This window comes from Xanthomarina spongicola (assembly GCF_003148645.1).
Classification (GTDB): domain Bacteria; phylum Bacteroidota; class Bacteroidia; order Flavobacteriales; family Flavobacteriaceae; genus Xanthomarina; species Xanthomarina spongicola.
The window spans coordinates 108,951-125,222 of record NZ_QGGP01000005.1 but is presented as its reverse complement, the minus strand read 5'-3'; the positions used below and the strand labels follow the sequence as shown (position 1 = coordinate 125,222).

Annotated in this window: 13 protein-coding genes; 7 read left to right on the top strand and 6 right to left on the bottom strand. The window is 33.8% G+C overall.

Annotation, left to right across the window (positions count from 1 at the left end):
• Window position 1: 1 nt before the first annotated feature.
• From LX78_RS10850 to LX78_RS10820, 7 genes are all read left to right on the top strand, one after another.
• Complete coding sequence (locus LX78_RS10850) at window positions 2-268, top strand: DUF1272 domain-containing protein (protein ID WP_109682685.1); 267 nt, start codon at window positions 2-4, stop codon at window positions 266-268.
• Window positions 265-1,848: an aldehyde dehydrogenase (NADP(+)) gene (locus tag LX78_RS10845; protein ID WP_109682684.1), complete on the top strand. Its 1,584-nt coding sequence runs from the start codon at window positions 265-267 to the stop codon at window positions 1,846-1,848. Before LX78_RS10850 ends, LX78_RS10845 begins: the two co-directional genes overlap by 4 nt.
• A 4-nt stretch (window positions 1,849-1,852) precedes the next feature.
• Complete coding sequence (locus LX78_RS10840) at window positions 1,853-3,592, top strand: DUF885 domain-containing protein (RefSeq protein ID WP_109682683.1); 1,740 nt, start codon at window positions 1,853-1,855, stop codon at window positions 3,590-3,592.
• Window positions 3,585-4,595, top strand: a complete 1,011-nt coding sequence (locus LX78_RS10835) for a 4-hydroxyproline epimerase (protein WP_109682682.1) — start codon at window positions 3,585-3,587, stop codon at window positions 4,593-4,595. Before LX78_RS10840 ends, LX78_RS10835 begins: the two co-directional genes overlap by 8 nt.
• Window positions 4,596-4,645: 50 nt before the next feature.
• The gene (locus LX78_RS10830) at window positions 4,646-5,011 is read left to right on the top strand and encodes a four helix bundle protein (protein WP_109307710.1); all 366 of its coding nucleotides are present in this window, start codon (window positions 4,646-4,648) and stop codon (window positions 5,009-5,011) included.
• 68 nt (window positions 5,012-5,079) lie between these two features.
• Window positions 5,080-6,327: an NAD(P)/FAD-dependent oxidoreductase gene (locus tag LX78_RS10825; RefSeq protein ID WP_109682681.1), complete on the top strand. Its 1,248-nt coding sequence runs from the start codon at window positions 5,080-5,082 to the stop codon at window positions 6,325-6,327.
• A 3-nt stretch (window positions 6,328-6,330) separates the two neighbouring features.
• Window positions 6,331-7,629 carry an aminopeptidase P family protein gene (locus LX78_RS10820; RefSeq protein WP_109682680.1) on the top strand — a complete coding sequence of 433 codons (1,299 nt, stop codon included), beginning with the start codon at window positions 6,331-6,333 and terminating at the stop codon, window positions 7,627-7,629.
• Here LX78_RS10820 and LX78_RS10815 read toward each other — a convergent pair.
• The 6 genes from LX78_RS10815 to gldJ all read right to left on the bottom strand — a co-directional run bounded on the left by LX78_RS10815 (window position 7,621) and on the right by gldJ (window position 16,262).
• Window positions 7,621-8,688 carry a proline racemase family protein gene (locus LX78_RS10815; protein ID WP_109682679.1) on the bottom strand — a complete coding sequence of 356 codons (1,068 nt, stop codon included), beginning with the start codon at window positions 8,686-8,688 and terminating at the stop codon, window positions 7,621-7,623. The two genes, LX78_RS10820 and LX78_RS10815, sit on opposite strands and share 9 nt — an antisense overlap.
• Entirely contained in the window at window positions 8,681-9,640 is a 960-nt protein-coding gene (gene lhpI / locus LX78_RS10810) for a bifunctional Delta(1)-pyrroline-2-carboxylate/Delta(1)-piperideine-2-carboxylate reductase (RefSeq protein ID WP_109682678.1), read from the bottom strand. The genes LX78_RS10815 and lhpI overlap by 8 nt, the downstream gene beginning before the upstream one ends.
• 99 nt (window positions 9,641-9,739) lie before the next feature.
• The gene (locus tag LX78_RS10805; protein WP_109682677.1) at window positions 9,740-11,053 is read right to left on the bottom strand and encodes a S28 family serine protease; all 1,314 of its coding nucleotides are present in this window, start codon (window positions 11,051-11,053) and stop codon (window positions 9,740-9,742) included.
• An 89-nt stretch (window positions 11,054-11,142) separates the two neighbouring features.
• On the bottom strand, window positions 11,143-13,167 hold the full coding sequence (locus LX78_RS10800) for an MGH1-like glycoside hydrolase domain-containing protein (protein WP_245881518.1): 2,025 nt from the start codon (window positions 13,165-13,167) through the stop codon (window positions 11,143-11,145).
• A gap of 67 nt (window positions 13,168-13,234) precedes the next feature.
• Window positions 13,235-14,509, bottom strand: coding sequence for a UDP-N-acetylmuramoyl-tripeptide--D-alanyl-D-alanine ligase (locus tag LX78_RS10795; protein ID WP_109682676.1), 1,275 nt, complete (start codon window positions 14,507-14,509; stop codon window positions 13,235-13,237).
• A 64-nt stretch (window positions 14,510-14,573) separates the two neighbouring features.
• Window positions 14,574-16,262 carry a gliding motility lipoprotein GldJ gene (gldJ, locus tag LX78_RS10790; protein WP_185117711.1) on the bottom strand — a complete coding sequence of 563 codons (1,689 nt, stop codon included), beginning with the start codon at window positions 16,260-16,262 and terminating at the stop codon, window positions 14,574-14,576.
• Between the last annotated feature and the right edge of the window lie 10 nt (window positions 16,263-16,272).

The window sequence follows — 16,272 nt, the reverse complement described above, 5'->3', positions numbered from 1 at the left end:
GATGTTAGAAATAAGGCCTACATGTGAGCATTGTAACAAATCATTGCCTTTTGATTCTCAAGAAGCGATGATTTGCACCTTTGAATGCACCTTTTGTAAAGATTGCGTTCAAACAGTGCTACAGCATGTTTGTCCTAATTGTAATGGTGGTTTTGAAAAGCGTCCAATTAGACCAAAAGTATTATTAGAAAAATACCCAGTATCTACAAAAGTGGTTTATAAACCAGTTGATATTGAAAAACATTTAGAAAGAATAAATAAAAAATGATAACAGGAAAAAATTATATTGGTAATCAACTTTCAGCAAAAGGAACTAAAACGTATAAAACGTTTAATCCACAGTTAAATCTAGAAAATAATCCTATTTATACTGAAGCTACAAAAGAAGAAATAGATGAAGCAGTTACTTTAGCTTCTAAAGCATTTAAATCTTTTAGACAAACATCAGGAAAGCGAAAAGCCGAATTTTTAAATACCATTGCAGACGAAATTTTAGCTTTAGATTCAGAATTGATAGAAACCTATTGCTCAGAAACTGGTTTACCAGAAGGAAGAGCTATGGGAGAAAGAGGTAGAACTGTTGGACAATTACGTACCTTTGCTGAATTACTCCAAGAAGGCTCTTGGGTTGAAGCAGCCATTGATACTCCTCAACCAGACAGACAACCTATGCCGAAATCCGATATTAGAAAAATGTTGGTGCCTTTAGGACCAGTAGTTGTTTTTGGAGCAAGCAATTTTCCGTTAGCATATTCTACAGCAGGTGGAGATACTGCAGCAGCTTTAGCAGCTGGTTGTCCAGTAATCGTAAAATCGCATCCTATGCATGCTGGAACTGGTGAATTAGTTGCTTCGGCAATTATCAAAGCAGCTGAAAAAACAGGTATGCCAAATGGTGTATTTTCAAATTTAAATAGTAGTGGCATAGAAGTAGGAACACAATTGGTGTCTCATCCTGGTGTGAAAGCTGTTGGTTTTACAGGTAGTATTCGTGGTGGTCGTACTTTGTACGATTTAGCTGCTAAACGCGAAGAACCAATTCCAGTTTTTGCTGAAATGGGAAGTATTAATCCTGTGGTTATATTGCCTAATGCCTTAAAAAATAGAGGAGAGGCTTTAGCTAAAACCTATGCTGGTTCCATTACTTTAGGAACAGGTCAGTTTTGTACCAATCCAGGTTTATTGTTAGGAATTAAAGGTGAAGAATTATCTAATTTCATTAAAAAGTTATCAAATGAAATCGTGAAAATTGAACCATCAAGCATGTTGCATCCAAATATTATTGGAGCTTATGAAAACAACAAGCAAAAAGCACTGTCTCAACCTGAATTAACGGTTGTTGCAGATTTTAATTCTGACGTGAAACCTAATTATGCCAGACAAACGGTAACTACAGTTGAAGGAGCTACTTTTATAAAAAACACAACCTTACATCAAGAAGTTTTTGGACCCTATTCTATGGTTGTTCAGTGTGAAAATGCCGAACAATTAGAACAGATTATTTCAAAACTAGAAGGTCAATTAACAGGCACTTTAATAGCAGATAATGACGAAGCTTCGCAATATTCTCAAGTTATCGATGCACTACAAAATCGCGTAGGACGTATCATCTTTAATGGTGTGCCTACTGGAGTTGAGGTTTGCCCTTCTATGGTTCATGGTGGTCCTTATCCTGCTTCAACAGATAGTCGTTTTACAGCTGTAGGAATTCATTCAATTAAACGTTGGGTGAGACCTTTTAGCTATCAAGATTGGCCAAATAATTTGTTGCCAGATGCATTGAAAAATGAAAATCCATTAAAAATTTCACGTTTAGTAAATAACAAGCAAACTACAGATACTATTTAATTCTATGAAGGTTTCAAAAGGTGTATTATTCTTTTTATTGGTTAGTTTAATGACTTGTAAAAATGACGAAGCTAGCAATACAATTGCTTCAGAAGTTTTATTAGAAGATGTCATTAAAGCCTATGAAACTGAAAGAGAATACGATTTTGAACCAAAAGAATCTTTAGATAATACCATTGAATTTTATCAAAAAGAAGCAGGTTTTGCTGAGGAACTTCAGCAGGAACTTTCAAAAGTAAATGAAGAAAATCTCACAGAATCAGAACAAATTTCTTTGGAATTATTGCGTTTCGTACTTCAGGAAAAAATAGATGCGAACACTTTTAAAACCTATCTAAATACCATTACGTCAGAATGGGCTTTTCATTTGAATTTAAGCAAGATGGCTGAAACAGAATTTGAAGACTATAATGATGTTAAGACCTATTTAGAAAAGTTGAACGAATTGCCGAAAACGGTCGATTATAACTTGGCACTTTTAAGAGAGAGTATCAAAGAAGGCATGGTGCAACCAAAAGTTGTTTTTGGCGACTATAGTTTTACTTACAACAAACATCTTGTTGAAGATTACACGCAAAGTGACTTTTACCAACCCATTAATACCTTACCACAAAGTTTGACTAGTAAGCAAAAGGACAGTGTTTTATCTGTAGCTAAAATCAGTATTGAAAACAATGTGGTTGCACAATATCAAAAGATTAAAGACTTTTTTGAAATTGAATATTTCCCAAATTCCCGTGAAGCATTAGGAATTACATCCATACCAAATGGGGAAGCATTCTATCAAAACCGAATTAATTATTTTACAACAAGCAATCAATATACTGCAGAAGACATTCATCAAATAGGATTAAAGGAAGTTGTTAGGATTAAAGCCAAAATGCAAGTAATTATTGACGAGTTAGGCTTTGAAGGAAGCTTTGCAGATTTTCTTGCATTCTTAAGAACCGATTCGCAGTTTTATGCCAAAACACCTAAAGAATTAATGATGTTTGCTAGAGATATTTCCAAACGGATTGATGGCGAACTTCCAAAATATTTTAAAACCTTGCCTAGAAAACCTTATGGTGTCGTTCCAGTTCCTGCTGCAATTGCACCAAAATATACTGGAGGAAGATATTCAGGATCTTACGATGATAAAACAGCTGGATTTTATTGGGTGAATACGTATAATTTGCCAAGTAGAACCTTATATACTATACCAGCTTTGACTGCTCACGAAGCTGTTCCAGGACATCACTTGCAAATTTCCTTAAACAATGAGCTTGGCGATTCTATTCCACAATATAGAAGAGACTTATATCTTTCAGCTTATGGTGAAGGTTGGGGATTATACTCCGAATATTTAGCAGACGAAATGGGGATTTACACAACACCTTACGAAAAATTTGGTCAGCTAACTTACGAAATGTGGCGAGCCTGCAGATTGGTTGTAGATACTGGAGTGCATGCTTTAGGTTGGACAAGACAGGAAGTTTTAGATTATTTAGCTTCAAACACAGCTTTATCTATTCATGAGGTAACTACAGAAACAGATAGATATATTTCCTGGCCAGCACAAGCCATTTCCTATAAAATTGGAGAGATAAAAATTAGGGAATTACGTGAAAAAGCAGAAACCGAATTACAAGATAAATTCGATATTCGCGAGTTTCATGAAGTCATTTTAGGCGAAGGTACAGTGACTTTATCTATTATGGAAGAGAGAGTAAATAGTTATATTCAAGCTGTTAATAATGAGTAAAAGCACTTTTGTTTGCATCGATGCACATACTTGTGGAAATCCTGTAAGAGTGATAAAGCAAGGTGGTCCAGAACTGGTTGGAAAAACCATGAGTGAAAAGCGTCAGCATTTTTTGAAAGAATACGATTGGATTCGGAAAGGTCTCATGTTCGAGCCTCGTGGACACGACATGATGAGTGGCAGTATTTTATACCCACCACACAATCCTGAAAACGATTTTGCCATTCTGTTTATTGAAACTTCCGGTTGTTTACCAATGTGTGGGCATGGCACTATAGGAACTATAACTATTGCTATTGAGGAAGGCTTAGTAACTCCAAAAGTTCCTGGAAAAATTAGAATGGAAGCTCCAGCTGGTTTGGTTGAAATTGAATACCAACAAACTGGAACAAAAGTCGATTGGGTAAAACTTACCAATGTAAAAAGTTATTTAGCTGCTGAAGGATTGAAGGTTGATTGTCCAGAATTAGGAAAAATTAGATTCGATGTGTCTTATGGTGGGAATTATTACGCCATTGTAGATCCTCAAGAAAATTTCTCTGGAGTTCAAGATTTTTCAGCATCAAAAATTATTCAGTATTCACAGGTGGTTAGAGAACGAATTAACCAGAAATATCCTAATCTATTCATTCATCCAGAAAACGAAACCATAAAGGATGTCACGCATATGCTATGGACAGGAACTCCTATCGATCCAACATCTTCTGGTAGAAATGCTGTTTTTTATGGCGATAAAGCCATCGACAGAAGTCCTTGTGGTACAGGAACTTCAGCAAGATTAGCACAATTATATGCTAAAGGAAAATTGAAAGTAGGGGAAGATTTTATTCATGAGAGTTTTATTGGAAGCAAATTTATTGGTCGTGTTGAAAAAGAAACTACTTTAGATGGTAAATTAGCTATTATTCCAAGCATACAAGGTTGGGCGAAAATTTATGGACATAATACCATTACCATAGATTCTGAAGACGATCCGTATGCGTTTGGTTTTCAGGTAATTTAATTTTCAATGAAATAATGAAACAATGATTTAATGAACTAATAAATAAAATCATGGATAAATCAGAATTTGTTGAGCAATTAAAGGATAGAACAAAGAAATTAGCCGTAAATGTTATTTTGTTTTATGATGATATAAAAAAAACGGAAGCTACAAAAGTAATTGGCTATCAAATTATTAAATCTGTAACTTCAACTGCAGCAAATTATAGAGCCGCTTGTATAGCTCGTTCACAAAAAGAGTTTTTTGCCAAAATTTCCATAGTTGTTGAAGAAGCAGACGAAACCTTATTTTGGTTAGAAATATTAAAAGACACAAAATTAGCTTCAGAAAAAGATTTAAAACCTTTAATAAGCGAAGCTTTAGAAATCCTTAAGATTGTTTCAAAAGCTAGGAAGAATATATATCCAAACAATTAACTCATTAACTCATTAACTCATTTACTCATTAACTCATTAACTCATTAACACATAAATAAACTGACTCAATGTCAAAAAAAATAATCATCATAGGTGGCGGAATCATCGGTTTGTGTTCTGCATATTACCTTCAAAAGGAGGGCCATCAAGTAACAATAATTGACCAATCCAACATGGACGCTGGTGCATCTTATGTCAATGCTGGTTATTTATCGCCAAGTCATTTGGTACCATTATCGGCTCCAGGCGTTATGAAAAAAGGCTTGAAATGGATGCTAAATCCAGCAAGTCCTTTATATATAAAACCTCGTTTAGATGCTGATTTTATTAAGTGGACACTAGCTTTTAATAAATCCTGCAATGCCAATCACGTTGAAAAAGCTATTCCTGTCATTAAAGAAATTACTTTATTAACTCAAGACTTATTCGATGATATAAAGCGTGATGAGAATTTCAGTTTCCAATATGAGAAGAAAGGCTTGCTCATGTTATGTCAAACTGAAAAAATGTTAGAAGAAGAAATTGAAACTGCACATATAGCAAAACGTGAAGGTTTGGATGCAAGTGAAATTAGCATCGAAGAATTAAAAATTCTAGAACCAAACACAACTTTGAATATTAAAGGCGCAACTTATTATAAATGCGATTCACATTCTACACCTCATGAGTTTATGACAGAAATGAAAGCGCATTTAAAAGCTGTTGGTGTCACTTTTTTTTCAAATGAAAAGGTAGAGGATTTGGTAGTCAAAAATGGAAAAATTGAAGCTGTTAAAACACAAAACCAAATTTTAAAAGCCGATGAATTTGTGCTTGCAGCTGGTTCGTGGAGTTCTTTATTAAGTAAAAAATTAGGTTTAAAATTATTGCTTCAAGCAGGAAAAGGCTATCGGATTAATACCACACAAGCAACAGGAATTACAATTCCTTCCATTTTAGCAGAAGCCAAGGTGGCAGTTACACCTATGAACGGATTTACACGTTTTGCAGGAACTATGGAAATTGCTGGAATTAACGATAATATCAATAAAGTTCGTGTAGAAGCTATTGCAAAAGCCGCACACAATTATTATCCAGATATCACCTTAACAGAAGAAGAGAAAAACGATGTGGCTTCAGGTTTACGTCCTGTATCTCCAGATGGTTTGCCTTATATTGGGAAATCTTCAAAATGCGACAATCTAACCATAGCAACTGGTCACGCCATGATGGGTTGGAGTATGGGTCCAGCTACTGGGAAATTAGTTTCAGAAGTTATTTCAGATAAAAAAACTATATTAAATTTAAATCCGTTTCATCCAGATAGAACCTTTTAAAATATGCGTTACAACCAGATTCCAAATAGCCTATTCATAAAAAACCGAAACAATTTTACTGCTAGAATGAAGGCTAATACGTTAGCTATTCTAACTTCAAATGATGTGAAGCATAACAATGCAGACGATATCATGGGCTTCACCCAAAACAACGATTTGTTTTATCTGTGTGGGATTGATCAAGAGGAAACTCTTTTGGTACTTTATCCTGATGCTATTAAAAAGGAGAATCGTGAAATCTTGTTTGTTAAAGAAACCAATGAACAAATTAAAATTTGGGATGGTGACAAATTAACCAAAGAACAAGCGACCAAAATTTCAGGTATAAAACGTGTAGAATGGATTCAAGATTTTGAAAAAGTCTTGCAATTAATGGCTTTTGAAGCCGATGGAATTTATTTGGGACATAATGAACACATTAAACGTGTGACCCATAATCAACAAACGCAACAAGACCGAATGATTCTTTGGTGCAAGGAAAAATATCCTTTGCATGAGTATCATCGAGCAGCAAAAATCACTCGAGATTTAAGGCTTATTAAATCAGAAGAAGAAATTGCTTTAATACAACAAGCAGCTAATATTAGCGTGGAATCTTTTAAGCGTGTCTTGAAAGCATGTAAACCAAACATGAAGGAATACGAGCTAGAAGCCGAATTATCTTATAATTTAATAAAATCTGGTGCCACACGTCATGCCTTTAAGCCTATTGTGGCTTCTGGGAAGAATGCCTGCGCACTTCATTATAACACCAATGATGCTGTTTGTAAATCTGGAGATATGATTTTATTGGATTTTGGCGTTTGTTATGCCAATTACAATAGTGATACAACCAGATGTTTTCCAGTAAACGGTAGGTTTACTGAAAGACAAAAAGAGGTTTACAGTGCTGTTTTACATTGTTTGAAAGAAGGAAGCAAATTGTTGAAACCTGGTGTTTTATCTTCAGATTATGAAACACAAATGGCTAAATTGGTTGAAACCGAACTCATAAAATTAGGTTTACTTAAGGCCGAAGATGTTGCCAATCAAAATCCAGAGAAACCTATGTATAAAAAATATTTTATGCATGGCACAGCGCATCATATTGGGTTGGATGTGCATGATGTTGGTTTATATTCTCGAGCTCTCGAACCTGGAATGGTTTTAACTTGCGAACCAGGAATCTATATTCCTGAAGAAGGAATTGGTTGCCGTTTGGAAAACGATTATCTAATAACCAAAGACGGGAACATCAACTTAACAGAAGCTATGCCAATAGAAATCAATGAGATTGAAGCCTTAATGAATTCTTTATCTTAATATAAATCCATTTTTCATAGGATCATTAGGATCGATAACAAAAGTATGCATTCCTGCTATATGAGCTGTTCCTTCAACTTGTGGAATAACAGCTTTAAAAGGCCCATAATTTTCTTCAGATATAATGGAGCCTTTAAACACAGAGTCGGTAATACTTTCTATAGTCATTTCTTCTCCGTAAGTGATTTCATTTCTAGCTTTATGAATAGCCATTCTTCCCGAAACACCAGAACCTGTTGGGCATCTGTCGACTTCGCCTTCCGCAAAAATGCAGACATTACGACTATCTATTCCAGACTCTTGTTGTTTATTATCTATAAAAATGGTGCCATAAAGGAAGCTTAAATCTTCTTCAAATGGATGAGTAATCTCTTTGTCATTTTTCATGACAGCATGTTTAATATCCATGCCTTTTGAAATTAATGAGCGATAGGATTCAGGTTTTAAATCAAAATCAAAATTATTTTTAGCCATATCCACATAGGCGTAAAAAGCACCTCCATAAGCTAGGTCATAAGTTACTTCTCCAATGCCATCTACATTCACTTTATTATCTAAACTAACTACAAAACTTGGCACACAATGAAATTTGACACCAGTAACTTTTTCATTTTCAACATGAGTAAAAGAAGTGATTCTACCACAAGGTGCATCAATCTTTAAGATATTATTACCTTCTTTTACGTCTATCCAATTCATTTCTACAGCCAAAGTTGAGATAGCAATAATGGCATGACCACACATGGTGGAGTAGCCTTCGTTGTGTAAAAAAATAATCCCAAAATCGCCTTCATTATCGTTTGGAGGTGTTAAAATACAACCATACATGTCTGCATGACCACGAGGTTCAAACATTAAAGCAGTCCGTAAATGGTCGAAATTTTGTTGACAATATCTACGATATTCTAAAACAGAATTTCCTTTTAATTCTGGAAAACCATCAAGAATGACACGAAGTGGCTCTCCACCTGTATGCATGTCAATGGTTTTTATTTGAAGCCAATTGCTATTAGGTTTAAAATTGGTTTTATTAAGAATATTTTGGTACGTGTTATTCATTTTTAAATTTGTTATAATAATAAGTAGCAGCTGTTAAATCTTCAAGTGAATGACCCACAGACTTAAATAAAGTTATTTCTTCATTATTCTTTCTTCCCGATTTCTGATTTGAGCAAAGCTCAAACAAATCTGCTTTAATGTCTTTTTCTTTTAGAACACCACTTTGTAATGGAATAAAAATATCACCACTTTCTTTTAATCCACCTTGATAGGTATCGATAAATACAGATGTTTTTTTAATGGTATCATCATCTGCTTCTCTCATAGTAGGTCTGTAGGCTCCAACTAAATCGATATGCTGTCCAGGTTTTAAATAAGCGCCTAATACTAAAGGTGTTTTAGATAAGGTGGCACAAGAAACAATATCAACTTCAGAAATCTTCTCTTCAATAGATTGAATAGGGTAAACATTGAATTTTTCGTTTTTTAGTTCAGCTGCAATTGCTTCAGCTTTATTGATGTTTCTTCCCCAGAGATACACATTTTCTATAGGTCTAACTGAAACGTGTGCTTTAATTAGGTTTATGGATAAAGCACCTGTGCCAATCATTAGCATGGATTTTGAATCTTTCCTTGATAGATAAGATGAAGCTAAAGCCGAAGCTGCAGCCGTACGTTTAACGGTCAAACTTTTAGCTTCTATTATGGCTTTAACACTTCCTTTTAGTGCGTCAAAATAAATATAGGTACCTTGAATTGAAGGCAAATCGAATTGACTGTTTTCTGGGCTAACAGTAACTATTTTTACACCTGCAATTTTACTGGGATTCCAAGCAGGCATTAATAAAAGTGTCGAGTCTGAGTCTACTTTAGGATTTGGAAAATCGTGATGATGACGTAGGGGAACAATAACATTGCTGTTAGAAAAACTCTGATTTAATTCTTGAATTAATTCAGAAAAAATAGTGTTTTGCTCAATAAAAGAGTCTCCAATTTGTAAAATATTATCCATAATTTAAAGGTAACCAAAATTTGAATTCTAATTACATAATGGTAACAAATCGGTGAAATTGGTATTGATATTGGATAATTTAGTACCTAAATAGATATGTTATTCTTTTAACCAACCATCAATTATGTCGTAGATTTCTTTTTGTGTTTCAGGACTAAAACTTTTTATTCTTGTAGTATGACTTCCTTTAGGTTGCACAAATTTATAAACCTCTCTTTTTGATGCATCATCTTCTAGCTCAACTGCAGTAGCACTCCAAGCATCATATTCTCCATAAATAAAAAGCATGTCTTCAGCCGAATTGTCAAGAAATGTTTGTATTTCCTGCATTGGAACTGGGTCGAATTCTTTGGTAATGCCTTCAGGGAAAGCCCATTCGAATTTATATATTTCTTCGGTATTTAAATATTCTTTAAAAGGTGCTGTTTCATAGCCATAAATGCCTTGTTGTGTTAATGCAGCCCAGAAGTAAGGTTGTAAACCTTCAACAGCTTTTTCTTCAAAAAAGCCATAACCAACAACACTAATAAGATGATTGTATATCTCTTCGGCTGTTGCATTTTCAGCAGGAATACTTTCAATTGGTGTTCCCCATTGCCAGAATGCAAAAGAATATTCCAGAATGGTATAATCTATGGCTTTATCAACACCAAATTCCCAAGACATGTCTTTTTCTTTTCCTGCTGCTTTCATCATTTCTAAAAGAGATGCTCTATTTTCAAAACATAACTCTTGGAAAGCTTTTACTTTATCTCTGTTTTCTTGAGTGCTTACATTATTTAAAAACTCGTAAACCCTTGGGTCTTCACGTTCAAAATTAAGAGGGCCAACATAGCAAACACAAGCATCTACATTTTCTGGAAAATATCTACGATGCAACATGGTTGTTTGACAACCTTTAGAAATACCAGTAGAAATAAACTTAGTATTAGGATATAACGCTTTTCTAATAGCATCTATAATTCTTGCTTGATCTTTAGCTGCATTCTCTACTGTTAATGTATTCCAATCTATGTTCTCTGGGCGAGAATTATTAAAGTAACGATGCTCGATGTTTATTTGATTTGCTTTATAATGATTGGCCAATTCTCCAGCCTTTCCAGAGCCAATACCATAACCATGAAGTTCAACAATAACAGGCTGTGTTGGATTTTCGAAACCAAGTAAAACACGTTGTCTAAAAGTGCCTTTGGACAAGTTGTTATAGTCGATAGGTTGTTCGAACCAGATCTCATAATTCTCATCGAAATGACTTACTAAATCTTTTTTTTCTATACTTACAACATGTTCCATGCTGGCCAATTTTTCAAAAGTTGAAGGATTATAATCTGTTGTAACAGCAGTTTGTGATGTTTTACAGCCAATAATTAAGAAAACAAAAAGCGAAAGGTATAAGGAATTTATGAGTTTCATAATATGAAGTTTGTTATTTGTATTCAATGAAAGTTAAATATATGCATAAAACATCTATTTTAAAATCTTAAATTATTATTTGTTAGAAGTTAATCTTTTAATAATAGCATGATGATGTGAGCTGCACTCCAACTAAAATTTTCAGCATTTAAACCTTCTCCTGTAATAGGGTGGTAATTTTCTCTAATAGATTTCCCTTTTTCTAAAAGTCCATCTGCACTATTTATTATTTGAATGGTGGCTTTATCGGCTTCTATATTAAAACCGTAATTCCGTAATCCTTTAACACCAAAATAGGCTTGATCTAACCAGTTTGGACCTCTCCAATATCCATTTAACGGATTAAACTTTGGGTGATCTGCGCTCATTGTCTGAAAGGGAACTTTAGTGAAAAACTTTTCAGGTTGCATCATTATATTTTTTACTTCTTCTGCTTGTTCTTGGGTTGCTGCGTTTGCCCAAAGTGCTGTCCAACCTTCACTACCTTCACCTTTAATAAATACTGTGCCTTCTAAATTGGTGTCGTAAAACCATTTATCATTAGGATCATAAAATTGGGACTGAATTTTTTGTTTTAATTGAATCGCTTCTGAGGTAAATTTCTTGCTATCTAAAGGACGATCTAATATCAAAGCTATTTCGCTTAAATATATTTTTTCAGCATAGAGATAAGCATTTAAGTCAACACTTTCTTGATCAAGAGAATATGCGTTTTCAGCATTTTTTAGAATTTTAGAATCATCGAAACGAATAGCATTATCCATACCACTTTCCCATTTAGCGGCAATTAAACTTCCATCGGTAGAACCAAATTCGCATAGACCATCTTGGTCATGATCTCTTTCTTTATACCACCAATAATGATATTTTTTAAGCTTCGGATAAAACTCTTTTAAAAAGCTTAAATCTTTGTCCTTTTTGTGTATTTCAGAAACTGCCCATGCAGCAAGTGGAGGCTTCGTATCTCTATAATTATGCGCTTCAATTGTAGTATCTCTAAAAATACAATCTAGAATAAAGCCATTTTCAAGTTGAAAATCAAACATGGCGCGCATTTGGTTTTTTGCTAAAGGAATATTGAAATATGATAAGCCAACAGCATGTTTCCATGAGTCCCAAGCCCAAAAGCCATTAAACCATTGGTAATGATAACTTGGGAAAAGACCTTCGTGTTTTAGAGCTCCTGCAGCTATTCGCCAATTATTTTGAAGCGTTAGATGTGCTTTTATTAATACTTCAGCATAAATTGTGTCATTAAAGGTTGAATCCCGATTATCAAGAATGCCTTTTAATTGTATCTCTTTTTCAAGTTGACGAACTTTTAGAATAGAATCGAAGTTAGTTTTGGCAATGAACTTTTTTTCTAAGTCCCAAGAATATTCTGGAAAAATAAAGGTCTGTGAAATGATGATTTCTTTAGATTCACCAGGCTGTAAATTAAATTCTTTAAGTTGAAGTGAGTAATACGTGTTTTCATTAGATATATCTATTTTTTCAATGTCTTCTGCTAATTGAATGTAACCTATGGCTTCAGAATTTTTGGAAACTAATTTAATAAGACCGTTTTCGTTGTAAAGTTTCATTCCTATATCAAAAACTTGCCCATGAATTTTGGCTTGAATTGGAATTTCTCTTTTGCTATTATTTGTAATGGTTGTTCTTTGTAAAGCTGTATGTCCAGAAATATAAACAAGTTCTTGCTTTAATTCTATTTCTGAGTTTCTAAAGAGCTGTGAAAGGTGACTTGAATAACTATGTTGCTCAACCAAATCATTATTAAAATGAATTAATTGATCTTTAGATTGTTGGGTCGATAAAGATAAATTTGATAAAATAGGACTACTCCAAACTCCATTTTCTTGTGTCATTAAAAAAGGTCCAGAAAAACCAATATTATTTTTAGTTGTTTTAGGGAGGCTGTAGGCAAACCATGAGCCTTGATCGGAAAACATGAATCCAGATCTATCCGAGGAATCCTTTGGTGTTATTCGATAATCTAGAATATCTTGACTAAGAGCAAGTGCTGTTTCTTGGGGTTCAAAAGGAACCGTTTTTGTTGTTTGATTACAACTTAAAATGAATGCCAAAAAGAATAAGTACACAATAATTTTCAATGGAATAAGTCTTAGATTATATATACTAATAATAGAAAGTGAAGTTAATATAATAATTCCAATCTGTTTATAACAACTCAAGAATACGCTCCAAAGCCATGCCACGAGAACCTTTTATTAATAAAGTGGTATTTTTTAAAGTGTCTAATTTGAAATGCTCTTTAAAATTGTTGAACGTTTTATATGTTTCATTGCTTTTTGGAATGGCATCATGAAAATTTTCACCTATAAAAATAACTTTTGATAATTTTAATGAATTAGCCAGTTCTGCAATAGCTATGTGTTCTTTTTTGGCATCTTGACCTAATTCGAACATATCACCAAGAATGGCTATTTTATTTTTAGCTTGTAATTTTTCGAAATTTTGCAAGGCAACTGTCATACTTGAAGGATTAGCATTGTAGGCATCCAAAATAATTTTGATAGCACCTTTTTCAACTATTTGAGATCTATTGTTTTGTGGAACATATTTTTCAATGGCGTCTTTAATTAGATTTTCTTCTACTTTGAAATATGCGCCAATGGCAATAGCTACAGAAATATTATTGAAATTATATTCGCCAATTAGCTGGCTGTTTATTTCAATATTATTAAAAGTAACGCTTACATTTGGTTGGGCACTTTTAAAATGAATAATAAAATCATCCATTTTGCTAGTACCAAAAGTAATGGTTTTAGCTGCTTTGCTTTTTTCTAACTGAATAGGATCGTTAGAATTGACAAAAATGGTTTTCTTATGAGTAATAAGATGTTTATAGAGCTCCGATTTTCCTTCAATAACGCCTTCAACGCTTCCAAAACCTTCTAAATGTGCTTTCCCGAAATTGGTAATTAGACCATAATCTGGTAAGGCAATGTTGCATAAAAACTCAATTTCTTTTTTATGATTGGCTCCCATTTCAACAATACCAATTTCAGTGGTATTAGTCATTTTTAAAAGAGTTAAAGGCACGCCAATATGGTTGTTAAGATTGCCAATAGTTGCAGAGGTTTTGAATTTTTTTGAAAGTACTGCATGAATTAACTCTTTGGTAGTTGTTTTACCATTACTTCCAGTTAAAGCAATAATAGGTAACTTTAAATATTTTCTATGAAAAGTTGCTAATTCCTGTAATGTTGTTAATACATCTTCAACCACAATACATTGCTTGTTTGTAGCAAATTCCTCTTCGTCTATAATACAATAGGAAGCACCATTTTCTAAAGCTTGTTTAGTAAATGCGTTACCATTAAAGTTGTCACCTTTAAGGGCAAAATACAAATCGTTTTTAGAAATTTTTCTCGTGTCTGTAGAAACAGATGGATGTTTTAAAAAGAGTGTGTGCAGTTGTTCTATATTCATAAAATAAAAGTATAAAAAAAGTCCTAACTAATTGTTAGGACTTTTTTAAAAGATATAAATATTCTTAATTTTTTGTTTTGTTCTTGCTTTTAGATTTAGAGCCAACTCTTGACATTGCACATCTAAAGCCAATATAATCTGTAGCCATAGTTTGTGGGAAGTAACGTCTTTGAGCAGGATCTAACCAGTATTCTCTATCTTTCCAAGAACCACCTTTGTACACACGAACTTCGTCGTTAATTAAAGATGTTCTCTTATTAGATTTATCGTATTCTCTTATTAATGCACCTGTAGAATCATCTACATCAACATTGTGTTTAGGAGAATTATACATTTTACCAGTCATTGAAGATTCAGTTGCAACACCATCTTCTTCACTAAAACTTTCTCTGTATTGACGAGATGATTGTCTGTCTCCATCTCTAAAGTTTCTATTATCACTTCTATCGAAGTTTTGTCTTAAATATGTTTCGTCTTCGTCTACTGCAACTTGCGAAATTTCACCAGGTAAATCTCTAGCAATAACTTTTCCATTAGGTAAAGTATCGAAAACAATTTCGTCTGTAGTTACAATTTTAACTGTTCCATCTTCATTAATAGCATTTTTAGTGTAAACATTTCCACGATAATAGTTAAAGTCGTTAAACTCGTCGTCAACAATAGGTCTGTAAACATCAGCTACCCATTCGGCAACGTTTCCAGCCATGTCATATAAACCAAAATCATTTGGTTCATATTTTTTTACTTCGTTAGTAATATCTGCACCATCATCAGACCATCCAGCTATTCCACCATAATCTCCATTACCTTGTTTGAAGTTAGCCAATTGATCACCTCTAACTTGACGTTTTCCTGAACGCGTGTATTGTCCATCCCAAGGGTATTTTTTTCTACCTCTGTAAATATTGTAATTACGTAATTCTGTTAAGCCTAAAGCAGCATATTCCCATTCAGCTTCAGTTGGTAATCTATAGCTAGGAGAAATAATTCCTGTTTCTCTACCAGCGTAAACACCAGTTGTATCTCCAGAAGCAGTTGTGTTAACTCTTCTTCGAGTGTTTTCTGGGTTAGTAAGACTATCGTTACCTCCATATACTTGGGTTGGAGCCATTATGTAGGTATTGGTATTAAATGTTTCTCCTGTTGTTGCAGCAATTTTAGCATCTCTAGTAATGTAACCAGCATCTTCTAAGTACATTTCGTTTACACGATCTGTTCTCCAGCTAGCAAATTCTACAGCTTGAATCCAGCTTACACCAACTACAGGATACTCACCATAACCAGGATGACGCAAATAGTTTTCAGTCATAACTTCGTTATAACCTAATCTATTTCTCCAAACTAATGTGTCTGGAAGTGCACCATTGTATATAGCTTTGTAGTTATCTTCTGTTGGAGGATAAATTCTTTTTAACCAATCAAGGTATTCCATATACATTTTGTTGGTTACTTCAGTTTCATCCATATAGAATGACTGAATGTGTTGTTGATTTGGTGTATTGTTCCAGTCGTGCATAACATCGTCTTGAACTTTACCCATTGTAAAAGTTCCACCTTCTACAAAAACTAAACCTGGAGCAGTTTCTTGTTCTTTAAATTGAGTATTGTATTGGAAACCTCCATCTCTGGAGTTTATATCCCAACCAGTAGCTCTAGAGCTATTTGAACTTGATGATCTTTTACAACCAACTGTTGTTATAGAAATTGTTAATACTAACAATATCTTAAATGCTATTACTTTTTTCATATCCATACTTTTAAGT